A 24,055-nucleotide genomic window follows, 5' to 3' on the forward strand; every position below is an offset into this window, starting at 1 on the left:
ATGAGTTTGATGCATATCCAATCTATTCATATTTCTTGTATATAATTTAAGAATTTAATATGAAGGAAAAATGTCATGTCAGGTGATGTTAAATGAAATGGGTCGTCGGGTGCTTAGCTTTGTATTGGTTTTTATTTCAGTCTGCATATGCTATAGAACATCAGCAAGTTAAAACAGTAGAAGGTGATCAATACGATGTGGTCTCTATCAGCGATTTTAAAGCATTGCGCCTGTTTTTAAGAAATCCTCATAATCAACAATATTACAAAAGCTTTAACAATGTTCAGGAGCAATTAAAGCAGTGCGAGCAACTTAACTTTGCAATGAATGCAGGGATGTTTCATATAGGATTTTCTCCCGTAGGGCTATATGTTGAAAAGGCTAAGATAATTCAACCCTTAAATGAGCATAAAGGATTGGGAAATTTCTTTTTACAGCCGAATGGTGTATTAGCTTGGAATAAAAAACAGGCCTTTGTTTTAACTACGCAACAATATAGCCGACAAAATTTGAAAGTTTATTATGCAACCCAATCTGGGCCAATGTTAGTTATTGATGGAAAGATAAATTCCCTTTTTTTACCAGACTCTCAATCAAAGAAAATTCGTAATGGAGTTGGTATTCGAGATAATAAACTTTACTTTGTAATATCGAAAAATAGGGTGAATTTCTATAATTTTGCCGAGTTTTTTCAAAGAAACCTTAAAGTAGAGCAAGCTTTATATCTCGATGGTTCTATTTCTAGTTTATATCTGCAAAAGAACAGACGGAATGATCAGCAATTTCAAATGGGACCAATGGTCGGTTGGGTAGGCGAGTCCAGTTGTGCATTAAAGTGAAATATAAAAAAGCCAGTACAAGACTGGCTTTTTAATTAATGAATAGATGGTTTTTGAGTGAGTTCATTTAACTCTTTTCGGCTATAACCACGGGAAATAAGAACTTTCTTAATTCCCTTAATGACATCTTCATCTGTTGCTTGTGCAAGTGCACTTAGAAGTTGTTCATTAGTTTTACATGAGCAGTCATTTTCAACACAAGCAGTTTGGTTTTTATGCTCGTTATGCTGTTGATCTGCCAAGAACAGCTTTTGCCAAAAACTCATAGAGCCTTCATATACAACCTAACATAGCTCGAAATATAGCCAATTTAAAATAAAATACAAGACTCCATAAGTGATAAATCCACCAATTGAACTCGAGAATTTTCGATGGGAATGCTTGAGTTAAACGAAATTATGACGAATAGATGACTTGATATTTTTTGAAAATTTAAATACTTAACTAATAAAACGTTAAAAAATAAGGAGGTATGTAACCTCCTTATTTAAAACTTTACAATGAAAGATTTTGTTTAAATCTTCTCAAGTAAAACACCAGACTCGACATGATGCGTATAAGGGAACTGATCAAATAAGGCGAATTTAGTCACTCGATGAGTTTGACTGAGTGTTTTTAAGTTTTCATATAACGTCTCAGGGTTACATGAAATGTAGATAATACGTTCAAAACCTTGTAAAAGTTTTAAAGTCTCATCATCAATTCCTGCACGTGGTGGATCTACAAATACAGTGTCAAAGTCATAGCTCTGAATATCAATATTCGCTTCATGTAGACGGCGGAATTCGCGCTCACCTTGATAAGCTTGAGTAAATTCTTCAGCCGATAGACGTGCTACTTGAATATTATCAATTTGGTTTTGTTCAATGTTCCATTGAGCTGCATAAACAGATGATTTTGCAAGCTCAGTAGCCAATACTCGTTCGAACTTTAAAGAGAGTGGAAGTGTAAAATTACCATTACCACAATAAAGTTCTAACAAGTGTTTCTTTGATCCTTCAGCTGCATCACATGCCCATTGCAGCATTTTTTTGCAAACTTGTGCATTAGGTTGGGTAAAGCTGCTTTCGATTTGTTTATATTTAAATGAACGATTTAAAAGTTCGAATTCTTCAACAACGAAATCATCGCCAATAACAATTTTCTGACCACGACTACGGCCCATAATCTTAATATCTAATTTATCGGCAAGCGCTTTAGCGGCTTGTTCCCATTCTTGATCCAGTTTACGGTGATAAATTAGGGTAACCAACATTTCTCCGCTAAGCGTCGCGAGGAAATCAGCTTCAAATACACGATTAGAAAGCTTAGGCTCAGCCTTGAGTTCTTCCAAAAGTTTTGGCATTAAATCATTGATGCTTTGATCTGCAATTGGAAACTCATCAATGCGTACAACGGTTTTTTGCTTGTCGTCATCGTTACGCTTAAACATGGCATAGAACATATCATTTTCTGTATGCCAGATACGAAATTCAGCACGCATACGGAAATGTTGTTCAGGTGATTCAAACACTTCTAATGTAGGTGGTGTAAATTCAGAAAATTGAGTAGTAATGCGTTCAATTTTAGATTGAAGTTGTTGACGATAAGAAGAGGTCATAGACAAAGAAAATTTAGACAGAATCAAATAATGAATGGTATCAAAAAAATTGAACTTACAGGAGCCAATTTTAACCAGATATTCATAAGAGAAAGGAGGTATCTAAACTGGAACTAATTTAAAACACGATTAATAAAATCTGATTTTATTGTTCTATATTGATCGGGGTCTAAATGGCTACACTGTAATTTTAATTCATTATATTCATTAACCAGCGTGGGTGAGTTTATAAGCTTATTTTTAAAGGCTAAGAAAAAAGTGAATATTGAACCAGATACTACAATTTGAAATGCAACATCATCATTGTTGAGTGATTCGAGCATGCAAAGCTCATGTGTCCTTAGCGTATTTTGTTTTTCGATAAAGTTAAGTGTTTTTAATTGTTCTATTGCGAATTCAAATTGTTCAGGCATAACTTCAATATAAATATCTAAATCACCTTTTGAGATTGCATTCGGTATAGCGGATGAACCAATATGCTCAATTTTGGCAAATGGTAGAAGTGTGGAAATGTCTTTTTGATATGAATTAAAAAGCTGAGCGCATCTTTCTTGATATTGTTCTGGTTCTAAAAAGATCATTATTAAAATCTCGAATTGATAAAATCTATATATTTAAGAGTAGATTACTTTATTAAATAAAAAAGCCCAAATACTGAGATTTGGGCTTTTTAGAAAGTTATATATTAATCAGTCATTGTCATTAAGCTTGCGTTACCACCAGCTGCAGCTGTATTCACACTAATTGCACGTTCAATCACTAAACGCTCAAGTGGAATATTCTCATTCGGCTCAACGTGAGTAATACCAACAATTGCGCCAGAACGCGTAGCAACTTCTTGTTGTAATGAGAAGATTTCTTCACGGTTACCATGGTGTAAAACTGCATCAAAATCATCTGATGTAATGTTTTTAACAGTAGTAATTGCTGCAAGCACATCTTTTGGCAATGTTTGTTTGTATTTTGCCAATAACGGACTATTTGGCAATACGGCCGCTTGGCTACCCACTGCAAAAATTGCGAGCAACTGATGCAACTGATTTTGTTCTGTATCAGCGATAGAAAGAACACGATGACGTGGCAAAATAATATATTGGTTACTTTCCCCAGTAGGACCTTGTAACTCATAGAATTTACCAACACCAAATGGTTCAATTTCACGATTTGCTTGTGGTAAATGTTGTTTCGCCCAATTTTGTAAGCTCTGATAAACCTCTCGGTTAAAGCCTTCAAAAGCAGTTTGCTCATTCTTCATAGCAAATGGTGTTGCCAATACTTTGTTTGAACACTGCTGCATTAAGCGGTACATATAAAGCGGACCACCAGCTTTCGGGCCTGTACCAGATAGACCTTCACCACCGAATGGTTGTACACCAACGACAGCACCAACAATATTACGGTTGATATAAAGGTTACCAACTTCAGCATGTTGAATGACCGTTTGGATGGTTTCATCAATACGGGTATGCAGACCCATTGTTAAACCATAACCTTTGGCATTAATACGTGAGATCAATTGCTCAAGCTCACCATACTTATAGGTAATGATGTGTAGAACTGGACCAAAAACTTCGCGCTGCAAGTCATCAAGATTAGGGAGTTCAATTGCTGTTGGTACAACAAAGGTTCCTTTATCTAGTTCATTCTGGCTTGTTGAACCAAACATCAACTGATGTACTGGATAGCCTTTCGACTTCATTTTTTGGATGTGTTGATCAATCGTCTGTTTTGCTTCGTCATCAATAACAGGACCAATGTCAGTTTTTAAAATCGCAGGGTTACCTACAATCAACTGCTGCATTGCGCCCTTAAGCATTTTAATAACGGTTGCAGCACTGTCTTCTTGCACACATAAAATACGTAAAGCAGAGCAACGTTGACCCGCGCTATCAAAAGCAGAACTTACAACATCTAATACAACTTGTTCAGTTAAAGCAGATGAGTCAACAATCATTGCATTTTGACCGCCAGTCTCTGCAATGAGCGGAATAGATTGACCATTTTCAGATAAACGTTTTGCAACGGTCTTCTGTAAAATTTTTGCAACTTCAGTCGAGCCAGTAAACATGATGCCATCAATACGGCTATCTTGGCTAAGCTGAGCACCTACTGTTTCACCGCGGCCAGGAAGTAGCTGTACAGCACCATGTGGAATACCAGCTTCCCATAAAATCTGAACTGCTTGAGCTGCGATTAATGGGGTTTGTTCAGCAGGTTTAGCAATAACGCAGTTACCACTGACTAATGCTGCAGCAATTTGGCCAGAGAAAATTGCAAGAGGGAAGTTCCACGGGCTAATACAAAGTACAGTACCTAAAGGCTGAATAGCTGTATTTGCAGGAAGATTCTCAACTTGAGTTGCGTAATAACGTAAGAAATCTACAGCTTCACGAACTTCTGCAATCGCATTGGCATAAGTTTTCCCACTTTCACGGCAAAGCAAAACCATCAATTCTTGAATGCGGCTTTCCATTATGTCAGCTGCACGTTTTAAGTGTTGAGCACGCTGTTCTTTAGGCGTATTTGACCATTCTGATTGAGCTTGTTCAGCTGCATTAAGCGCAATTTCAACATGCTTAAGATCAGCTTCTTGCACATAACCAACAATTTCATCATTTTGTGCAGGGTTTGTAATTGCAACAGAATGACCTTGCTCTAACGACTCATTATTTGCCAATAATGGATGACTTTGCCAAATACGATTACGTAATTCTTGAGCTGTACGATCTAAAGCTGCAAGTGGAGTGTCGTTTGCTAAATCATAACCTTTAGAGTTTTTACGAAGTGTTCCGTACATATCTAAAGGTAGAGGAATAGATGGATGTTTTAAGCCAACTGAACCTTCAAGCTTAGCTGCATGACGAATATCGTAAATTGGAGACTGGATAAGGTCTTCAACTTTAAGTGTCTTATCGGCAATACGGTTAACGAATGAAGTATTCGCACCATTTTCGAGTAAACGACGTACTAAATAAGCTAACAACGTTTCATGGTTGCCAACGGGTGCATAAATACGACATGGTACGCCTAATTTATTTTGCTCACGTGGACCAACAACTTGTTCATAAAGCGGTTCGCCCATGCCATGTAAGCATTGGAATTCATATTGACCAGCATAATATTTGCTTGGATCAGCTAAATGATAGATCGTTGCCAATGTTTGAGCATTATGAGTTGCAAATTGCGGATAGATAAACTCAGGTGCTGCAAGTAATTTTTTAGCACAAGCGATATAAGATAAGTCTGTATGTACTTTACGAGTAAAGACAGGGTAGTCATCCATACCTTCGATTTGCGCTTTCTTAATTTCGCTATCCCAGTACGCACCTTTCACAAGGCGAATCATGAGACGCTTTTGGCTGCGTTTAGCAAGGTCAATAATATAATCAACTACGAAGAAACAGCGTTTTTGGTAAGCTTGAATAACGAAGCCAATACCTTTCCAGTTTGCAAGTTCTGGCTCGAAGCAAAGACGTTCTAGTAACTCAAGAGAAATTTCTAAACGTTCTGATTCTTCAGCATCGATATTTAAGCCAATATTGTACTTTTTAGCCAAACGAGCGAGTTCAAATACTTTGCCGTAAAGTTCTTGATGAACACGTTCAATTTGCGCGCGTTGATAGCGAGGGTGTAAAGCAGAAAGCTTAATTGAAATGCCTGGGCCATCATAAACGCCTTTACCATTAGATGCTTTACCAATTGCATGAATGGCTTGTGTGTAATCGTTAAAGTAGCGTTCAGCATCATGTTCGGTTAAGGCTGCTTCACCTAACATATCGTAAGAATAGCGGAAACCTTTGTCTTCGAGTACTTTCGCATGATCTACAGCTTCTTCAATGGTTTCACCAGTCACAAACTGTTCACCCATCATACGCATTGCAACGTCAACAGCTTTACGAATGATGCCACGTCCACTGCGTGCTAAAAGGCCAGTAAGTACACTTGAAAGACTGGTTTGCTTTGGAGTTTCCATCAGCTTACCAGTTAACATGAGGCCCCATGCTGCAGCATTTACAAACATTAAGCTGCTTTGGCCAACATGTTCTTTCCAGTTACCTTGATTGATTTTATCTCGAATAAGCAAATCACGTGTTGCTGAGTCTGGAATACGAAGCAAAGCTTCGGCAAGACACATGAGCGCCACGCCTTCTTGTGAAGAAAGAGAGAATTCTTGTAATAACCCTTGAACAATACCTGCTTTACCCGAAGAGGTCTTGCGTTCACGTAAATTATTAGCAAGATTAAAAGCTAGGTCATAAATTTTATGATCTAAATCATCAGATACCGCAGCAGCTTGTAATAGCTCTTCTACAGCTTCTGGTTCAGCACGTCGCCAAGCTGTATTAATGCGTTGTTCAAACTCACTTTTATCGTTAAATTCGGTGATATAGCCTTGGTGAGATTTATCCATTTGATGAAAAGTATCCATTGTGTTCATATCTGTTTCCGCCAACCAGCTCTCGTAAACTCATCTTGAGTAGAGAGGTTTAGATAATTTATCATTACAGAAGAAACACCGAATAACTCACTATATTTAGTCCATTTTTTAGAGGAAAATTCAGATGAATGGCCCAATTTTAAGCCTTGACCGCACTGATTTAAAAATTTTGGATATTCTTCAAACAGATGGGCGAATTTCTAATAGTAAATTGGCGGAACTTGTTAACTTGTCACCAACAGCAGTGATGGCACGAGTTCAAAAATTAACGAAAGATGAATTCATCTTAGGATATGAAGCTAAATTGAATCCAATCAAGTTAAACGCAAATTTTTTGGTGTTCGTAGAGGTGCTATTAGATAAGACTACCCCCAATGTTTTAGATGAGTTTATTGATGCTGTGGTTCACTATCCTGAAATTGTTGAGTGCCATATGGTGAGTGGTGGGTTTGATTTTTTAATTAAATTACGAAGTGGCAGCATGGAAGAGTTTAGACGAATTGCGGGGCAGGTACTGTGGCAATTACCAGGGGTAAAAGAGACTCGTAGTTATCCTGTCATGCAAGTTGTAAAAGATACTTCAAAAATTAAAATCAAAACTAAAAGTAAATAAAGGGGCCGAAGCCCCTTTGATTTATTTCAATAACTTATACACTTTCTTTGTAGAGTTCATCTGCTTTTTCAAAGCGGCCAGTTACTGTCGTATTTGGCGCTTTAGTTAAGAGACTCACTACAATGATGCTGATAAATGCAAGGATAAAGCCTGGAATGATTTCGTAAACACCAGTGTCTGCGAAAAGATTTTTCCAGCCAATCACTACAACTGCACCAACGATCATACCCGCTAGAGCACCCTGTAAATTCATACGTTTCCAGAACAATGATAAGATGATAAGCGGACCAAATGCAGCGCCGAAACCAGCCCATGCATAAGCAACAAGACCAAGAACTTTACTGTCTGGATTACCAGCAAGAGCAATTGCAAGAACAGCAATCGCAAGAACCATGATACGGCCAACCCATACAAGTTCTTTTTGAGATGCATTCTTACGAATGAAGCCTTTGTACAAATCTTCGGTTAACGCACTTGAACATACCAAAAGCTGGCAGCTCAATGTACTCATTACAGCAGCTAAAATCGCAGCTAAGATGATACCTACAATCCATGGATTGAATAAGATTTTAGTCAATTCCATAAATACTGTTTCAGGGTTTTTGCTTACAACTGCTGCTAGTTCAGGGTGTTGCTCAAAGTAAGCAATACCGAAGAAACCAGCACCGACTGCACCAGCTAAACACAAGATCATCCAAGTCATACCAATACGGCGCGCAGCAGGAATTGATTTTACAGAGTCAGCAGCCATGAAACGTACAAGGATATGTGGTTGACCAAAGTAACCCAAACCCCATGCCATGGAAGATAAAACTGCCACTACACTTAAATCTGAAATAATATTAAATGCATGTGGACGAGCAGTTTCAATGAGTGTCACAAATTGTGTTGTATCGCCAATTGCAAGATAAGTTACGATTGGTGTTAATAACAAAGCAAAAATCATTAGGCCAGCTTGGAATGTATCTGTCCAGCTAATCGCTAAGAATCCACCAATACAAACATAGCTGATGGTTGCAATTGCGCTGAGCCAAATAGCAGTGGTGTATGACATTCCGAATAAATTTTCAAATAAGCGGGCGCCTGCTACCATGCCTGAAGCACAATAAATTGCAAAGAAAACCAAGATGATAACGGCAGAGAAAATACGAAGTACTTTTTTCTGATCGTCAAAACGACTTGTAAAATAATCTGGCAACGTGAGTGCATTATTTTGGACTTCAGTATGAACGCGTAATCGACCAGCAACCAGTAGCCAGTTAAGCCAAGCACCGATAATAAGACCAATTGCAATCCACGCTTCAGATAAACCAGAAAGATAAATCGCGCCTGGTAAACCCATGAGCAGCCAACCACTCATGTCTGATGCGCCTGCGGATAATGCAGTTACGAAACTGCCTAAACTACGACCACCGAGAATATAATCTGAGAAGTCGCTTGTAGCACGGTAGGCAAATAAGCCGATAAGAACCATTGCTACGATGTACACCATAAACATGATGAGGGTGGGATCAAAATAACTCATAATGGATGTGTGTCCTTATATCCATAATCCGTGATTGTAACCTAATCCAGGTCGCTGTTTTCTTGTACGGCATCCAAGAGGTTGAGATTCAACCACAAAAGATTTTTTTTGCACTGTTATTTTTATATTGTACTTTTGTATCATTGTGTAACTTGAAATAAATTGATTTTATAGATGTAAAATTATAATATTAATCATTAACTTATAATTTTTTAATATTTATTTTTTTAATTTTTTTCAGAAAAAAAACACCATTCTGAAAAAAACTAAATCGATATTGAGTTATAAATAGGCTATTGGTCAAAAAAAATTTATAGAAATTTAGAATAAAGTTAAAAAAATCGACAATTTTTTGTTCAATTAATAGTTTTTTTTATGTACGTTGGGCTTATTTAGTGTCTAAAAATAGCAATTAGCCGATTAAATTTTCAAAAAGTTTATGCATTCCTTGAGTCGCTGACATCTTTAATAATTCATATCGGTGAGGAACACGCAGATGATCTGCATTTAGATCTATATAATAGCCTTTACATTGATCTGAAATTTCATGAACTAAAGCCGCAACTGGATATACGCTTAATGTCGAGCCGATCACAATAAAAATATCTGCACTTTGTACTAATTGAATTGCTTCATCATAAGCTGGTACAGCTTCACCAAACCAGACTACATGTGGCCGCAGGGGATAGCCATCTGGGCAAAAGTCTTGTTCTAAATCTAGCTTCCATCCGTTAATATCGTAAAACTGTGTTGTAAATTGTGCATTCGGGCCAGAGCTTTTCGCCAAACGAATATTTCCATGCAAATGTAAAACGTTGGAACTTCCAGCCCGTTCATGTAAATCATCAATATTTTGAGTAATCACTTGTACGTCAAAGTAGTCTTGTAGTTTGGCAATATATTGATGAGCTTCGTTAGGTTTAGCCTCTAAAATATTTTTACGACGCTCATTATAAAAGCGTTGAACTAAGGCAGGATCTCTTTGCCATGCCTCAGGTGTGGCAACTTGTTGGATGTCGTAATTTTCCCATAAGCCATTACTGTCACGAAAAGTGCTGATTCCACTTTCGGCACTCATGCCCGCACCTGAAAATACAACAAGTTTTGTCATAGAATTCACCTATTCGGAAAGCTAATTTTAAATAGATAATAAAAAACCAGTTTAAAACTAAACTGGTTTTATCAAATATTGAAAGCGATGCCTATCTTTTATAAGCCAGCTTCATATTCTGAATTTGTTAAAAGTTTTTCAACATCTGCAATGTTGTCTGGTTTAATTTTATAAATCCAGCCTTTACCATATGGGTCTTCATTTACAAAGTCAGGATCATCTTCAAGATCAGTATTCACTTCTACTACAGTACCTGAGACAGGGGCGTGAATATCAGATGCTGTTTTCACTGACTCTACTACACCAGCTTGTTCACCAGCGGTAACTTGGTTTCCAACTTCTGGAGTTTCAACGTATACCAAATCGCCAAGTTCATCTTGTGCATGATCGGTAATCCCGGTAATAACTAGATCACCCTCAATCTTTACCCACTCATGTGTACGTGCATACTTCAGTTCCGAAGGATGATTCATGATAACTCCTTAAGCTTGTGTCCAATAGTTTTAAACATTATAAGTATGGGTCTTTACGCCAGTTACTCGGACTGCGGCCGCTCCAGCGTTTAAAGGCACGGCTAAAATTTGCAACGTCCGAATAGCCAAGTTCATCTGCAATTTGTTCAAGACTATAATCTGTACGTGAAAGTAGAGATGTTGCATGTCGATAGCGAACTTCATCAACCAATGTAGAAAATGAAGTTCCTTCAGCGGCTAATTGACGTTTGAGTGTCCGATCTGACATATGTAGACATTCGGCTACATTTTCGATGCTTAAATAATGTTGTTCGGAATTACTTAAAATATCACGAACACGCATTGCTAAACGACGGCGCTCACCCAAAGCGGAAAGTTCAGCTTCGCATTGATTAATGGCAACCTGACTTGCAATAGGATCTGCATTAACTAATTTAATTCCTAAGTATTTCTTATCAAAACTTGAGATCAAATGTGGCTGATTGAATCGAATTGTGCTACTTAATTTATTTCTATACTTTTCAAAACCTTCTGGTTCAGGAAAATCCAAATCTACCTCACCAGCTAAATCTTCGATACCCGTAATCGCTTTGGCCATACTCATGATACCAATGGTCAAGCCTAAAACGATTTCTGTTCTTAGAGGTTCAAGTTCGATATCACACTGTAATTGTAAGGTGGCTTTGGGCCCAAACGTTGAAAAATAGAGTTGTAAGAAAGGTAAGCGTAATTGAATAAAACGTGCTGCAAGGGCAATTGCTTCTGTAATATCTTTGGCTGTCATAATCGCATAGCCAATGAAGCCATGAATTGAAATACGCATTTGAGTACCAAGATGATAGCCCAACGTGGTTTCACCAGTTAAATTAAGAGCGTGTTTAACCAATTCATTTGCTACAGGTGTAGAAATACGATAATCAGGGTCGGCCAGTTGTTCACTAGTAAGATGAAATGGAGCAAATAATGTTTCATCGTTATATCCCCAACGTGAAACAACATCTAATAGCAATAAGCCATAGACTCCCGGAATACCCTGATCTTGACGAGCTGAGGTAATTTTCATATGCGTTCCATTGCTCTCATCAATTTGTCACATGCATTTCTTACACATCTTGTCATGAAATATAATCTGAGTTTATAAAAACTGTTAGACAATCATATCAACCATGTTTTAAACATTCTTTTTAAAGACAACAATTTTTGTTGTTGAAATAAGTAATACGTCGCCATTTTGATTTAAGGCTTGCGTAACGTAACTTACAATACCACGATCTAATTTTGTTTTGGATGGTGTGATCGCTGAAATTTCTGCTTCAACATGAATTTTATCACCTGGTCGAGTAGGGCGTGGCCACCGTAAGCTGGACTCTGAACCAATCAGGCCGCCATGAATCGGCATACATTCCGTCCATAACCGCATAGTAATTGCAGAAGTATGCCAACCGCTAGCAGCAATTCCCTGAAAAATTGGATCATGCTTAGCTTGTTCTTCATCTATATGGAAGGGCTGAGGGTCATAGGAGTTTGCGAATTTTTTGATTTCATCTAAGGTAATTTCATATTCACGGCTAATGAAACGATCACCAATTTTCAAATCTTCTAAATAAAGCATTAATCTTGACCCTGTAATACTTTTTGTTCAATTAGGAAACCGCCTGTTTGACGTTTCCATAACTGTGCGTATATACCATTTTGCGCAATTAACTCTTCATGAGTTCCTTGCTCAGCAATTCGACCTTCATCAAGAACGATTAAACGGTCCATTTGTGCAATAGTAGATAAACGGTGTGCAATTGCAATAACGGTTTTATCAACCATCAGGTCATTTAAACTTGACTGGATTGCTGCTTCAACTTCTGAGTCTAATGCACTAGTTGCTTCATCTAAAATAAGAATAGGAGCATCTTTTAAGAATACACGTGCAATGGCAATACGCTGTCTTTGACCGCCAGAAAGCTTAACACCACGTTCACCTACTTGAGCGTTATAACCACTACGTCCTTTTAAATCAACTAATTGCGGAATAAATTCAGCAGCTTTGGCTTTATTTACAGCATTTTCCATATCTGCATCAGATGCATCAGGGCGACCATATTTAATATTTTCTGCAACTGAACGATGTAATAAAGACGTATCTTGAGTAACTAAAGCAATATTAGCTCTTAGACTATCTTGAGTTACATCTTCGATGTTTTGGCCATCAATTAAAATGGCACCTTGCTTAAGATGGTAAAAATGTAAAAGCAACTGAATCAGTGTCGACTTTCCTGCGCCAGAACGACCCACAATACCTATTTTTTCACCTGCTTTAATATGCAGGTTGAAGTGATCAATTACATTTTTATTGTTATAAGCAAAGCTTACATCTTTAAATACAATTTCACCTTTGGTGACTTTAAGTGGTTTCGCATCTGGTTTGTCTTGAATGTTGATCTTTTTACCTAATGTTTGCATACCATCTTGAATAGTTCCAACATTTTCAAATAAGGCTGACATATGCCACATCATAAATTCAGCCATACTATTAAGTTTTAAAATCATTGCAGTAGTTGCTGCAATTACACCTAATGCTGCTAAACCTTGGGTCCATAGCCAAACAGAAGTACCAATTACACCTACAAACAAAACAGCAGACAACATATTGATGCTGACTTCAAATAGGGTACCTAAACGCATTTGAGCATAGACTGTAGTCATAAACTCTTTCATAGATGCTTTTGCGTATTGGCTTTCACGACCCGCATGGGCAAATAGTTTTACTGTTTGGATGTTGGTATATGCATCTGTTACGCGGCCCGTCATAATCGCTCTAGCATCGGCTTGTTGCTGAGAAACTTTACTTAAGCGGGGGATGAAGAACCATGCACTTAATAAGAATAGACTTAACCAAACTAAAAGTGGAATAAGTAAAATTGGTGAAATTGCGCCAAGAACAATGCTGACCGTAATGAAGTAAATGCTGACGTAGGCCAACATGTCACCCAAAATAATCCAGAACTCACGGATTGCTAATGCTGTTTGCATAACTTTGGCAGAAAGTCGTCCTGCAAAGTCATTATGGAAAAAGTCCAAGCTTTGTTTCAATAAAAGATTATGGAAACGCCAGCGCAAACGCATTGGGAAGGTACTATATAAAATTTGATGTTTGATAATAGATTGAATATTTACAAAAAAGATGTTGGTAAATAAGACCGCAATCAAAATGAGTAAATCAGTAGCATGATGACTTAAAAAGCTTTCCGGATGACTTTTACTTAACCAATCTACGAGTTGTCCAATCTTTGAAAAAAGTAAGGCTTCAAAGCTTGCTGCACCTGCTGTAAAAAGAATAAGTAAGAATAAGTAAGGGCGTAGGCCTTCCGTAGCTTGCCAAACAAATGGGAAAAAACGAGTTGGTAAAGGTTCATCTAAACCTTTAGTTGGGTAGGGATCTACAAGTTTTTCAAACCATTTCAGCATGAATTACTACCTTTGAGACAAAAGCCACTTTATTAAATCTTTGCAATTTAATTTGCAAAAAGTCAGTTAGATCAATATCACTTAAGGTTTCGATCTTGTGAATATATGCAAATACACATGAACTGATTATGTTGCACGTCTTAAATTAATACATGACGCAAAAAAGGAGACTCGAAGAAATCTTCAAGAACGTCGCGAGGACTAAAAGTATTATTCATTATATCGAGATTAATAGATAAAGGGTGAAGGAATTTATTCTTTAAGTATTTTTTCTTAGTATTTTGAACATTTGTTAAATTGTTACAGCTACACATTAATTAGAAAAGACCTTTAGATCTATATCATAAAGGCCTAAGTATTGTATTACCACATTAAGTCATCTGGAATAACATATGCTGCATATGGATCTTCCTCATCAGTGGCTTGTTCGTTTTTCTCAGCATTATTAATCAAAATGAAGCCTTGCATTTTTTGATCAATTTTTTCACCTAAAGCTTTTGGAAGGTAGGCGTATTGATCTTGATCTTTAGCAATAACTAGGCTACCTGCAACAAGTGCATTATAAACTTGCTGAGATAGATACACTTTTTTGATTTTATTTTCATCAATAAATTGATAAGCCACATCCCCTGCAAAATCAGTAATCTTGTGCTGCTTAATCATCTGAATGATTGATGCTTTAAGTGCTTTTTCTTCAAGCTGTTTCTGTTTTTCTAAATTTAAAGCTTGATCTTTAGCTAACTTTTCTTGTTGAGCTTTTTCAATATTTGCTTTGATTTCAGCCTCATTACTTAGTCCAAGACGCTGTTCGTGATGAGCTTGCTTTGTTAATTTTTTTGCTTTTTTATTATCAACTAAACCAGCTTTTAATAGCTGTGCTTGTAAGGCATTTTTAACCATGTCTTAGTCCTTGTGTGAAGTTGAAGTGCTATAGAGATAAACTACCCAGTAAGAAATACTTAAGGCTAAGCTTAAAGTTGCCGGCAATAAAAATGATCGTAGCTTTAAATATGGATGTACTGAAGCGGCAAGAATTCCACCCAGCAGAAAGCCGATAAAAATAAGTAGATGTAAAACAATACGTCGATTTTCTACTATTAAGCCTCTGGCTTTATACCCAAGTGCTAAACCAATATCAGTTAAAACACCTGATAGATGGGTAGTGCGGATGATTGTTCCTTTATAGTGGCTTACCATTGCATTTTGTAAACCCATTGCCGTACAAGCCCATAATAATCCATAGCGTGGAAAATAAGGAAGCAATAGCCAGCAAAGGAAAATGAATAAGGCAACAAGGCTCAAAGGTAAGCCATAACGACGACCTAGTCGAAAATGACTGCTACCTAAAATAAAACCACTATAAAATGAACCGCAAACATAGCAAATAATCACTAAAAGTAAAAAAATGATATGTTCGGGTTGCCACTCTACCAAACTCATAGCCAGCATACTAACGTTGCCAGTCATATGTGAAATAGATTGATGCAAAAGAGTAATTAACCCTAATACATTAATCATTCCGGCATTAAAAGCCAGTAAAAAGGCTCCAAGTTGGAACCAGTTTGGTAGACGTTGAAATGGCATTTTGTTTAAGACGTTTGCTTGGAGCGAATATCTACAGCTGCAGTAAATAATACATCTGTAGATGAGTTAAGGGCTGTTTCAGTAGAGTCTTGCAATACACTGATAATCATACCAACCGCTACAACTTGCATCGCAATTTCTGTTGAAATACCAAATAGACTACAAGCTACAGGAATGAGTAGTAAAGAACCACCAGCAACACCAGAAGCACCACAAGCTGAAATAGTAGCAACAACTGATAAAATAACCATTGTCGCAAAATCAACATGAATGCCAAGAGTATGTACAGTAGCTAATGTAAGTACAGTAATCGTAACTGCCGCACCTGCCATATTTACTGTTGCGCCTAACGGAATAGACACACTTGCTGTAGATGGATTAACACCTAAACGCTCTGCTAAATCTAAGTTAACTGGAATGTTGGCCGCTGAGCTTCGTGTAAAGAAAGCTGTAATACCACTTTCTTTTAAGCATTTAAATACGAGAGGGTATGGATTTCCACGTATAGTAAGGGCAACAAGAATAGGGTTGATAACTAAAGCAACAAAGAACATGGTGCCTAACAATACCACTAATAATTGTGCATAGCTCTCAAGTGTTGCAAGTCCAGCATCGGCAAAAGTCACTGCAACTAATCCGAAAATACCGACTGGTGCAAAAGCAATTACTTTATGAATAATAGCACTTACAGCATGTGAGATATCCTGCATCACTTGTTTTGTGGTGTCTGAGCTGTGGCGCATAGCTAAACCTAGGCCAATTGCCCACGCTAAAATACCAATAAAATTAGCCTCACTAATTGCTTGAACAGGGTTCGCAATAAAGCTTAAGAGCAAGTTTTTTAATATATCTGCGAGACTACCAGGCGCTTGTAAATCATTATGTGAAACTGTATTGAGAAATAATGTGCTTGGGAAAGAAAGACTGACAATCACAGCTGTGAAAGCTGCAAGCAACATACCTGCCACATATAGAATCATAATAGGGCGTAAATTGGCGCTATGACCCACTTGGAAGTTGGCAATAGAAGAAAGCACCAATACAAAAACTAAAATAGGCGCAACCGACTTTAAGGCTTTAATGAAAAGCTCACCAAATAAACTTAAGTAAGGCGTAACGTTTGGAAATAGTAATGCAACGCCTATCCCTAGAATAATGGCGATAATAATCTTAGTGACTAAGCTTAATCGAGAAAAGAATGCAAGCATATAAAGGCCTTATTAACCTAATCATGGCTAAAGGTTGAACAAGCGGAGTATTTTATACTTAAGTGATGTGAATCTTAAGCTTTTTTATAGCACCTATAAGTATTTATAATTAATGGTAATATTAAATAGTTGTTTTTATTGTGGTTAATTCTATGTTTTAAATTTTATAGTTGGTGATTTTGCTTGTTAATTGCTCATTAAAAAACTAGGTATATCAAAAAGCTGTAGAAGCATCGAATAGACTAAGGAAAAATAAATTGGCAAAAGGTTAAATATGGTGGAGCATTTGGAAAAGCTACGCGAATTTTCAAAACTTTGTGCTTGGATTGGACTCTAAGCTTTCAAGCTGAAAAATCGCATATTTCAGGAAATTACTACTATTATTATAAATTTATAATTTGAAGATATTATTTACTTGCACAGTACAGCTGATAAAGCGTGTTTAAAATCGAATGCATATTGTCATCCTTAATAGAATAAAAAATTTGCTTACCATCACGACGAGTTGAGACAACATCACTTTTACGTAACATCATCAGTTGTTGTGAAAGAGTGGGCTGGGTAATTTGGGTCTTCTCTTCTATTTGCGAGACATTTAACTCCTCATAAGCTAAGTGACATAAAATTAATAAACGATCTGTATTAGCCAAAGATTTGAGAATTCCAACGACTGAATCAGCCGCATTTTTCATTTCTTCAATTTGGAGTCCATCTTTCATACTTTATACCTATATCAATATAGCGGGCATAGTATAGATTGATCTTATGAAAATGAATGTAGCAAAACTAATCAATCCAATTGTTTTTGTTGAAAAGCAATATAAGGGGAATTGATAAATAAGTAGTCTTTCTAATTAAAAACAACTATTTGTATTTCTTTTGTGTTTAAAATGTTGCTTTGTGTTATAAGTGTAATTGTTAAGTATAAGTGAAACGAAGTCAACCTAAAACAATTCCAATTTGCTATTCAATAAATAGTTAAATCTAATTTATCTTGAGACAAATCATAAAAAAGGATTGAGTTTTTATTTTTTAAATATATAATCTGTTTTGTACAGACAGGTCTGTATATTTTGGTTCAGTAAGGTCGAAAAAAACGTCTAATTGTGAACCAAAATGACTTTCAGACGCAGCGTGATACATAAGAAGAATCATTAAATATAAGAAGAAGAATATCACGCTTTATTTTTATGCTGCTCTTTCGAAATCGATTAATTTTTCTACTCGAGTCCAGTAATCATTAATTTTTATTGAACCATGTTCGACTTGAGCCTGTATGGTCATACCTTCCAAAATATTAACGAGTAGTAAAGATAGGGGAACTGGCTCTTTTACATCATACTGGTTAAGAAGATTTTGCATGAGTTGGGTCAACCAAGCTTTATACAAAGTGGCAGGTTGATGTGTTGAAGGATATTGTTTTAAAACCTCTTCCAAGGCTTTTTGAAACATGCAGCCATTAAAATCTTCACTATTAAACCAGTCGGAATACCATAAAAATACTGCTTTAATTCTCGCAAGAGGATCTAACTCATCATGTTTTGATAAGGCAGAAGTAAGAGAGTTTTGTAGAAGCGTATTTCGAAGAAGTAGACACTCTTCAATTAATTTTTCTTTTGATGGAAAATGCTTATAGAAAGTCATTTTTGCAACGCCAGATTCATTAATGATGCGATCTACACCTATAGAATTATAGCTATACGAGTTAAAAAGTCTTAATGCGGTGTTAATAATGTCATCTTTTTTCGACATACTTTAGCCTCTCACAAATGAATTGCTATTAGCTTGAACGGTGATCTTTATCAATGAGAATCTAGATAATTTAATTTTACAAGGTATTGTTTGTTATTGATAGAAAAAAGATATTATTTTTTTAAACGCTGAAGTTTTACTTTTAGGGGAATGGCAAAGAGTTTTAGGCTATATATTTAAATAATCATACTTCCTTTTCCAAAATCTTTTAACTCCAATATTTTTGCGATAAGTCGATTTTAAAATTTAAAAAGGAAAATTAATAAACAAAAAAACAAATCTATTTTTGAATTTGTCGGCTAATTTAAAAGTGGACTTCCCGTTGCTTTGAAAAGTCCACTTTTATTAAGTTTCTTACTCTGAAGGTGGTAAAAGCATCAAAATAGATTCATTGAGTAAGTAAGCAACATTTTCAAGGATTTCAAGCTCATTAAATTCGCTATCGAAAGCTAAGCTTTCTCCATCAGCAATAGCTTTTAATTTTGGTGCGAAAGTTTCAGCTATACATAGCGCTTCGCCATTTCCCCAGAAGTTTAAAATTCCGTTATTTTCTGTATAAAGTAGGCGAGAGGCAGGTTCTAATAGAACTTCATAACCTTCATGTAAGATCTCTTGAAGATCATCAGCTTCGATCTCATCAGGTTCTGGAATATTATCTGGATATTTAGGTTCGCTCATATATGACATGATTGCGGCATCAAGTGCTGCAGAATCTTGCAACTGAGCTAAAACTAGGTTTTTTAGATAACTTAGTTCAGTTGAGTTAATTTCACCAATCTGACTCATTTGTTTGCGTGCGATATCTACAACAGGATTTTGAAGTAAAGTATTAGCTGAAAATTGATCGCTAATACGTTCCATCATTCCTGCAACGTTTGGCATGCGAAAGCCAAATGAGAATGTTAAGCAGTCGTCTTCTGCAACCCCGTAATGTGCCATTCCAGGTGGAACATATAGTAAATCACCTGGTGCTAAAACCTCATCAAATTGCACATCTATTTCTGGCAAAAGTTTTAATGGTTGATTGGGTACAAATGCAGTATTTACATCGCACATTTGACCTAACTGCCAGCGACGATGACCATGCCCCTGAACTAGAAACACATCATAGAAATCGAAATGCTTCCCAACTGAACCACCTTTAGGCGCATAAGACACCATAATATCGTCGCGGCGCCATTGAGGAATAAAAGGAAATTTTTTCCAAAGTTCAGAAAGATCAAAAGAGTAGTGATCCACTGCCTGTACTAAAATCGACCATAATTTTGGTAGCTTTTGAAAATCACTTTTGGTTAAAGGTGAAGATTTTACGTGCCATTCGTTTGGATTTTTATCTTTTTGGCGAATCAGTCTGGCACTTGCATGTTCTTCCAAGGCAAGTTCTTGTACATCTTCGGGTTGTAAAAGACCTATAATCTCTGGCAATCCGTTACGCACCAGTAAAGGTTTTTTCTGCCAATACTCTGCTAAAAATTGCTCGGCAGTAATACCGCCTAAAACTGCTAAAGGTTCTGTCATGGAAATAACCTATTTATAAAATATCTAGAATTAAGGAATTTGTAGATCAAGTTGCCTTAAAATATGGCAAAGTTGAATCATAGGAAGACCCATAAGTGTGGTCTGGTCTTGGCCTATCATTTTTTCAAACAAGCTAATTCCTAAACTTTCACACTTAAAGCTACCTGCGCAATGTAGTGGCTGATCTAATAAAACGTATCGTTCAATTTCAGGTTGATTCAGGTTTCGAAATTTAACTTGATAATGTTCAACGAGCGTTTGTTCAAAGTTTCTATCGAGCCATTGCACGCTAAGAGCTGTACTAAAAAAAACAGTTCGACCAGAATTATCTGCTAGTTGTGCTTTAGCATTTTCAATAGTCATCGGTTTGCCAATAAAGTCATGCGGAGCGTGTTCTCGCCAAGCAACTTGATCTGAACCAATAACGATGGCTGATGGGTTTTGTTCAGCAATCACCTGAGCTTTTGTGAAAGCGAGCCTTTTTGCAAGTTCATCGGCATGGGTTTCATCGCGAGGACTTTCATCAATATCGGGACTAATACAAATATAATTAATTCCAAGACGGTCCATTAAGTCTTTGCGAGTTTGACTACTCGAAGCCAAAATAATTTGTGGCTGAACCATTACACTGCAAATTCCATTAATACATCTAAAGGTACATAGCTTAATACAGCTTGATGACATGCATGTATTTTAATAGGAGGGGCTTCACCCGCTTGATAAGCCTCTACCCAGCGAGTTACGCAGATACACCAGAAATCACCCGGTTTCAGACCAGGGAAACCTACTTCTGGCAAAGGGGTAATAAGATCATTACCAATTTTCTGAGAGAAATTTAAGAAATCAGCGGTCATTTGTGCACATACGGTATGCTGACCAAGGTCTGTTACTGCTGTGTGGCAGAAACCATTTCTAAAATAGCCTGTAATAGGGTCAAAGCAACAACTTGCTAAAGGTTCCCCTAAAACATTTAAGCGATTGATTTGTGGATCTGGATGAATAGACATAATGGGTGAAATATCAAATAACTACCTCTATCATAATCAAAACTGGGGCTTTCTACAGCTTTTATGCAAAAAAACTAACCTTTTTTGATGTAATCATTTAAAATTGGCGCGTTTTTAAAATCATAAAGAGAGCTTTACATGAATTTTCAGCGTATGACTGACCTTAACTTAACAGGCAAACGTGTCCTTATTCGTGAAGATTTAAACGTTCCTGTCAAAAATGGTGTGATTACTAGCGATGCTCGCTTACGTGCAGCATTACCAACTATTAAAGCTGCTTTAGATAAAGGCGCAGCAGTGATGGTATGTTCACATCTAGGTCGTCCTGTTGAAGGTGAACCAAAGCCAGAACAATCACTTGCACCAGTCGCTGCTTATTTAACAGAAGTATTGGGTCAAGAAGTTAAATTATTAACAGATTATTTAGAAGGCGTTGAGGTTGAAGCTGGTCAAGTAGTATTGCTTGAAAATGTACGCTTTAACCATGGCGAAAAGAAAAATAATCCAGAGCTCGCTCAAAAATATGCTGCTTTATGTGACGTGTTTGTTATGGATGCATTTGGTACTGCTCATCGTGCAGAAGCATCTACTGAAGGTGTAGCTCGTTTCGCTCCAGTTGCTGCTGCTGGTCCTTTGTTGGCTGCTGAGTTAGATGCACTAGGCCGTGCAATGCAAACTCCAGAAAAACCAATGGTTGCAATTGTTGCTGGTTCTAAAGTTTCAACTAAACTTGATGTTTTAAACTCACTTTCTAGTATCTGTGATCAACTGATCGTTGGTGGCGGTATTGCAAATACATTCTTAGCAGCTGCTGGTTTTAACGTTGGTAAATCATTATATGAAGCTGACTTGGTTGAAACTGCTAAACAAATTGCTGCTAAAGTAAGTGTTCCACTTCCTACAGATGTTGTAGTTGCTGATGCATCGCAAATTAATTTTGAAGATTTCTTAGGTTCTTTAGCAGCAGCTCAAGCTGTTGTGAAGAAAGTAGAAGATGTGACTGCAAATGATATGATTTTAGACGTTGGTCCAGAAACAGCTAAAGCATTTGCTGATATTTTAACAACATCAAAAACGATCCTTTGGAATGGTCCAGTAGGCGTATTTGAGGTAGATCAATTTGGTGAAGGGACCAAAGCGCTTTCTCTTGCGGTTGCTCAATCGGAAGGATTCTCGATTGCTGGTGGTGGAGATACATTAGCTGCGATTGATAAATATAACGTCGCTGACCAAATTGGTTATATTTCTACAGGTGGTGGTGCATTCCTTGAGTTTGTTGAAGGAAAAACATTGCCAGCAGTTGCTGTTTTGCTTGAACGTGCTTAATACTGTTATATAGAAATAAGAAGGGATTGGGCAACCAATCCCTTTTTCATTGATAAGTCATTAAACTGTCATATATTTGCAATAAAATGTCGAGTATTAAATCACCAACTCTGGACAATAGTGATGAATTTAAAGCTTACATTTGCTGCTATGTTAATTGTACCGATGATGTTGACTGCTTGTGCTAAGAAAGATGAAGCATCTCAAGCGGGGCAAGAATCAGCTGCATCTACTGCTGTTTCTGAAAAAGTAACGCCTGAGCAACAAGCAGCAATTGATGCGATTGATAAGCCAGTTCTAGATGAAAAGAATACAGATGTGGTTGAAGGTAGTGCGCCAAGTGAGGCTGCTGCTTCAGAAACACATTAATTTGTTGTTTTTTGTTAAAAAATCCCTGCAAATGCAGGGATTTTTTTTGAAATACTGTGATTTGTTGCTGAATTGAAATAAATGACAGGGTAGAATAAGCCGCACTACCTGGGAGGATATTATGGCACTCATTTCAATGCGCCAGCTCTTGGATCACGCTGCTGAACATAACTACGGCGTACCAGCATTTAACGTAAATAACTTAGAACAAATGCGTGCAATTATGCTTGCCGCGGATGCAACCAATTCACCTGTAATTGTTCAAGCATCAGCTGGAGCTCGCAAATATGCAGGCGCTCCATTCTTACGCCATCTTATTTTGGCTGCAATTGAAGAATGGCCGCATATTCCAGTGGTAATGCATCAAGACCATGGAACAAGCCCTGATATCTGTCAGCGTTCAATTCAGCTTGGCTTTAGCTCAGTAATGATGGACGGTTCATTAGGTACAGATGGTAAAACACCTACTTCTTACGAATATAACGTTGATGTAACTCGTAATGTTGTTGCTTTAGCGCATGCGTGCGGTGTTTCTGTCGAAGGTGAGATTGGCTGTTTAGGTAGCCTTGAAACTGGTATGGCTGGCGAAGAAGACGGTGTTGGTGCTGAAGGTGTCCTTGATCACTCACAACTTCTTACTTCAGTTGAAGAAGCGACTCAGTTTGTTGCCGATACTAATGTAGATGCATTGGCGATTGCTGTAGGTACTTCACATGGTGCTTACAAATTCACTCGTCCACCTACAGGCGATATCTTGGCGATTGACCGTATTAAAGAAATTCATACGGCGTTACCAAATACCCATCTTGTTATGCATGGCTCAAGTTCTGTGCCGCAAGAGTGGTTGAAAGTAATCAATGAGTTTGGCGGTGATATTAAAGAGACTTATGGTGTACCTGTTGAACAGCTTGTAGAAGCAATCAAACATGGTGTACGTAAGATTAATATCGATACAGACTTGCGTTTAGCATCTACTGGTGCAATTCGTCAGTTTATGGCTGAAAACCCAGCTGAGTTCGATCCACGTAAATACTTTGCTAAAACTGTAGATTCAATGAAGCAAATTTGTATTGATCGTTATGAAGCGTTTGGTACAGCTGGTAATGCTGACAAGATCCGTCCAATTTCTTTAGAGAAAATGGTTGATCGTTATAAATAATTCCCGCTAGGGTTTAATTTATAGAAACCGGTTATTTATATAACCGGTTTTTTATTAGGTAAATTTCATTCATA

At 37.2% G+C, this 24,055-nt stretch carries 23 protein-coding genes; 5 read left to right on the forward strand and 18 right to left on the reverse strand.

Going from position 1 to position 24,055, the window contains the following annotated elements; translation table 11 throughout:
• The first annotated feature begins 92 nt into the window (after positions 1-92).
• Positions 93-839 (forward strand): phosphodiester glycosidase family protein, encoded by a 747-nt coding sequence (locus RMA94_RS12465; protein ID WP_262441168.1) that lies wholly within the window; start codon positions 93-95, stop codon positions 837-839.
• Between the two features lie 35 nt (positions 840-874).
• Here the strand turns inward: RMA94_RS12465 and RMA94_RS12470 are convergent, their stop codons facing one another.
• From RMA94_RS12470 to putA, 4 genes are all read right to left on the reverse strand, one after another.
• Complete coding sequence (locus RMA94_RS12470) at positions 875-1,105, reverse strand: hypothetical protein (RefSeq protein ID WP_000011679.1); 231 nt, start codon at positions 1,103-1,105, stop codon at positions 875-877.
• A 248-nt stretch (positions 1,106-1,353) separates the two neighbouring features.
• Positions 1,354-2,439: a tRNA (uridine(54)-C5)-methyltransferase TrmA gene (trmA, locus tag RMA94_RS12475; RefSeq protein WP_311083176.1), complete on the reverse strand. Its 1,086-nt coding sequence runs from the start codon at positions 2,437-2,439 to the stop codon at positions 1,354-1,356.
• Positions 2,440-2,552: 113 nt separating this feature from the next.
• Entirely contained in the window at positions 2,553-3,020 is a 468-nt protein-coding gene (locus RMA94_RS12480; RefSeq protein ID WP_199976707.1) for a GrpB family protein, read from the reverse strand.
• 104 nt (positions 3,021-3,124) lie between these two features.
• Positions 3,125-6,877, reverse strand: a complete 3,753-nt coding sequence (putA, locus tag RMA94_RS12485) for a trifunctional transcriptional regulator/proline dehydrogenase/L-glutamate gamma-semialdehyde dehydrogenase (protein WP_311083179.1) — start codon at positions 6,875-6,877, stop codon at positions 3,125-3,127.
• 124 nt (positions 6,878-7,001) lie between these two features.
• Here putA and RMA94_RS12490 point away from each other — a divergent pair, with 124 nt between their 5' ends.
• Positions 7,002-7,490 (forward strand): Lrp/AsnC ligand binding domain-containing protein, encoded by a 489-nt coding sequence (locus RMA94_RS12490; RefSeq protein WP_151302599.1) that lies wholly within the window; start codon positions 7,002-7,004, stop codon positions 7,488-7,490.
• 34 nt (positions 7,491-7,524) lie between these two features.
• On the opposite strand, the gene putP is transcribed toward RMA94_RS12490, so the two are convergent.
• The 14 genes from putP to RMA94_RS12560 form a co-directional block, all read right to left on the reverse strand.
• Positions 7,525-9,015 carry a sodium/proline symporter PutP gene (gene putP, locus RMA94_RS12495; protein ID WP_068566128.1) on the reverse strand — a complete coding sequence of 497 codons (1,491 nt, stop codon included), beginning with the start codon at positions 9,013-9,015 and terminating at the stop codon, positions 7,525-7,527.
• Between the two features lie 412 nt (positions 9,016-9,427).
• Entirely contained in the window at positions 9,428-10,135 is a 708-nt protein-coding gene (locus RMA94_RS12500; protein WP_311083182.1) for an NAD-dependent deacylase, read from the reverse strand.
• Positions 10,136-10,224: 89 nt separating this feature from the next.
• The gene (gene gcvH, locus RMA94_RS12505; RefSeq protein ID WP_032007261.1) at positions 10,225-10,599 is read right to left on the reverse strand and encodes a glycine cleavage system protein GcvH; all 375 of its coding nucleotides are present in this window, start codon (positions 10,597-10,599) and stop codon (positions 10,225-10,227) included.
• Between the two features lie 37 nt (positions 10,600-10,636).
• On the reverse strand, positions 10,637-11,662 hold the full coding sequence (locus tag RMA94_RS12510) for an AraC family transcriptional regulator (protein WP_032007260.1): 1,026 nt from the start codon (positions 11,660-11,662) through the stop codon (positions 10,637-10,639).
• A 108-nt stretch (positions 11,663-11,770) separates the two neighbouring features.
• Entirely contained in the window at positions 11,771-12,211 is a 441-nt protein-coding gene (locus RMA94_RS12515) for a MaoC family dehydratase (RefSeq protein ID WP_017482285.1), read from the reverse strand.
• A complete protein-coding gene (locus RMA94_RS12520; protein ID WP_311083185.1) occupies positions 12,211-14,058 on the reverse strand; it encodes an ABC transporter ATP-binding protein in 1,848 nt (615 codons plus the stop codon). Before RMA94_RS12520 ends, RMA94_RS12515 begins: the two co-directional genes overlap by 1 nt.
• Before the next feature lie 363 nt (positions 14,059-14,421).
• Positions 14,422-14,958 (reverse strand): DUF2058 domain-containing protein, encoded by a 537-nt coding sequence (locus RMA94_RS12525; protein WP_002121466.1) that lies wholly within the window; start codon positions 14,956-14,958, stop codon positions 14,422-14,424.
• 3 nt (positions 14,959-14,961) lie between these two features.
• A complete protein-coding gene (locus tag RMA94_RS12530; RefSeq protein ID WP_311083188.1) occupies positions 14,962-15,642 on the reverse strand; it encodes a YoaK family protein in 681 nt (226 codons plus the stop codon).
• 5 nt (positions 15,643-15,647) lie between these two features.
• Positions 15,648-16,850: a serine/threonine transporter SstT gene (gene sstT / locus RMA94_RS12535; protein ID WP_311083189.1), complete on the reverse strand. Its 1,203-nt coding sequence runs from the start codon at positions 16,848-16,850 to the stop codon at positions 15,648-15,650.
• Positions 16,851-17,257: 407 nt separating this feature from the next.
• On the reverse strand, positions 17,258-17,569 hold the full coding sequence (locus RMA94_RS12540) for a metalloregulator ArsR/SmtB family transcription factor (RefSeq protein WP_086264549.1): 312 nt from the start codon (positions 17,567-17,569) through the stop codon (positions 17,258-17,260).
• A 469-nt stretch (positions 17,570-18,038) separates the two neighbouring features.
• On the reverse strand, positions 18,039-18,602 hold the full coding sequence (locus RMA94_RS12545; RefSeq protein ID WP_002121343.1) for a TetR/AcrR family transcriptional regulator: 564 nt from the start codon (positions 18,600-18,602) through the stop codon (positions 18,039-18,041).
• 354 nt (positions 18,603-18,956) lie between these two features.
• The gene (locus RMA94_RS12550) at positions 18,957-20,120 is read right to left on the reverse strand and encodes a cupin domain-containing protein (protein WP_311083192.1); all 1,164 of its coding nucleotides are present in this window, start codon (positions 20,118-20,120) and stop codon (positions 18,957-18,959) included.
• Between the two features lie 30 nt (positions 20,121-20,150).
• Positions 20,151-20,744, reverse strand: a complete 594-nt coding sequence (locus tag RMA94_RS12555) for a Maf family protein (protein ID WP_311083193.1) — start codon at positions 20,742-20,744, stop codon at positions 20,151-20,153.
• The gene (locus RMA94_RS12560) at positions 20,744-21,127 is read right to left on the reverse strand and encodes a DUF2237 family protein (RefSeq protein ID WP_057062355.1); all 384 of its coding nucleotides are present in this window, start codon (positions 21,125-21,127) and stop codon (positions 20,744-20,746) included. Before RMA94_RS12560 ends, RMA94_RS12555 begins: the two co-directional genes overlap by 1 nt.
• A 138-nt stretch (positions 21,128-21,265) precedes the next feature.
• On the opposite strand from RMA94_RS12560, the gene RMA94_RS12565 reads away from it, so the two are divergent.
• The 3 genes from RMA94_RS12565 (at position 21,266) to fba (ending at position 23,981) form a co-directional block, all read left to right on the forward strand.
• On the forward strand, positions 21,266-22,453 hold the full coding sequence (locus RMA94_RS12565; RefSeq protein WP_057070728.1) for a phosphoglycerate kinase: 1,188 nt from the start codon (positions 21,266-21,268) through the stop codon (positions 22,451-22,453).
• A 123-nt stretch (positions 22,454-22,576) separates the two neighbouring features.
• The gene (locus tag RMA94_RS12570) at positions 22,577-22,822 is read left to right on the forward strand and encodes a hypothetical protein (protein WP_002121463.1); all 246 of its coding nucleotides are present in this window, start codon (positions 22,577-22,579) and stop codon (positions 22,820-22,822) included.
• A gap of 121 nt (positions 22,823-22,943) precedes the next feature.
• Positions 22,944-23,981 carry a class II fructose-bisphosphate aldolase gene (gene fba, locus RMA94_RS12575; RefSeq protein ID WP_311083197.1) on the forward strand — a complete coding sequence of 346 codons (1,038 nt, stop codon included), beginning with the start codon at positions 22,944-22,946 and terminating at the stop codon, positions 23,979-23,981.
• Positions 23,982-24,055 lie beyond the last annotated feature (74 nt).

It is taken from the genome of Acinetobacter sp. V115_6, from assembly GCF_031799025.1.
Classification (GTDB): Bacteria; Pseudomonadota; Gammaproteobacteria; order Pseudomonadales; family Moraxellaceae; genus Acinetobacter; species Acinetobacter pittii.

Bases quoted from the DNA above. Each gene is read 5' to 3' on its own strand.
- RMA94_RS12465 (WP_262441168.1), top strand. From the start codon at position 93: ATGAAATGGGTCGTCGGGTGCTTAGCTTTGTATTGGTTTTTATTTCAG.
- RMA94_RS12470 (WP_000011679.1), bottom strand. From the start codon at position 1,105: ATGAGTTTTTGGCAAAAGCTGTTCTTGGCAGATCAACAGCATAACGAG.
- trmA (WP_311083176.1), bottom strand. From the start codon at position 2,439: ATGACCTCTTCTTATCGTCAACAACTTCAATCTAAAATTGAACGCATT.
- RMA94_RS12480 (WP_199976707.1), bottom strand. From the start codon at position 3,020: ATGATCTTTTTAGAACCAGAACAATATCAAGAAAGATGCGCTCAGCTT.
- putA (WP_311083179.1), bottom strand. From the start codon at position 6,877: ATGAACACAATGGATACTTTTCATCAAATGGATAAATCTCACCAAGGC.
- RMA94_RS12490 (WP_151302599.1), top strand. From the start codon at position 7,002: ATGAATGGCCCAATTTTAAGCCTTGACCGCACTGATTTAAAAATTTTG.
- putP (WP_068566128.1), bottom strand. From the start codon at position 9,015: ATGAGTTATTTTGATCCCACCCTCATCATGTTTATGGTGTACATCGTA.
- gcvH (WP_032007261.1), bottom strand. From the start codon at position 10,599: ATGAATCATCCTTCGGAACTGAAGTATGCACGTACACATGAGTGGGTA.
- RMA94_RS12510 (WP_032007260.1), bottom strand. From the start codon at position 11,662: ATGAAAATTACCTCAGCTCGTCAAGATCAGGGTATTCCGGGAGTCTAT.
- RMA94_RS12515 (WP_017482285.1), bottom strand. From the start codon at position 12,211: ATGCTTTATTTAGAAGATTTGAAAATTGGTGATCGTTTCATTAGCCGT.
- RMA94_RS12520 (WP_311083185.1), bottom strand. From the start codon at position 14,058: ATGCTGAAATGGTTTGAAAAACTTGTAGATCCCTACCCAACTAAAGGT.
- RMA94_RS12525 (WP_002121466.1), bottom strand. From the start codon at position 14,958: ATGGTTAAAAATGCCTTACAAGCACAGCTATTAAAAGCTGGTTTAGTT.
- RMA94_RS12530 (WP_311083188.1), bottom strand. From the start codon at position 15,642: ATGCCATTTCAACGTCTACCAAACTGGTTCCAACTTGGAGCCTTTTTA.
- sstT (WP_311083189.1), bottom strand. From the start codon at position 16,850: ATGCTTGCATTCTTTTCTCGATTAAGCTTAGTCACTAAGATTATTATC.
- RMA94_RS12540 (WP_086264549.1), bottom strand. From the start codon at position 17,569: ATGAAAGATGGACTCCAAATTGAAGAAATGAAAAATGCGGCTGATTCA.
- RMA94_RS12545 (WP_002121343.1), bottom strand. From the start codon at position 18,602: ATGTCGAAAAAAGATGACATTATTAACACCGCATTAAGACTTTTTAAC.
- RMA94_RS12550 (WP_311083192.1), bottom strand. From the start codon at position 20,120: ATGACAGAACCTTTAGCAGTTTTAGGCGGTATTACTGCCGAGCAATTT.
- RMA94_RS12555 (WP_311083193.1), bottom strand. From the start codon at position 20,744: ATGGTTCAGCCACAAATTATTTTGGCTTCGAGTAGTCAAACTCGCAAA.
- RMA94_RS12560 (WP_057062355.1), bottom strand. From the start codon at position 21,127: ATGTCTATTCATCCAGATCCACAAATCAATCGCTTAAATGTTTTAGGG.
- RMA94_RS12565 (WP_057070728.1), top strand. From the start codon at position 21,266: ATGAATTTTCAGCGTATGACTGACCTTAACTTAACAGGCAAACGTGTC.
- RMA94_RS12570 (WP_002121463.1), top strand. From the start codon at position 22,577: ATGAATTTAAAGCTTACATTTGCTGCTATGTTAATTGTACCGATGATG.
- fba (WP_311083197.1), top strand. From the start codon at position 22,944: ATGGCACTCATTTCAATGCGCCAGCTCTTGGATCACGCTGCTGAACAT.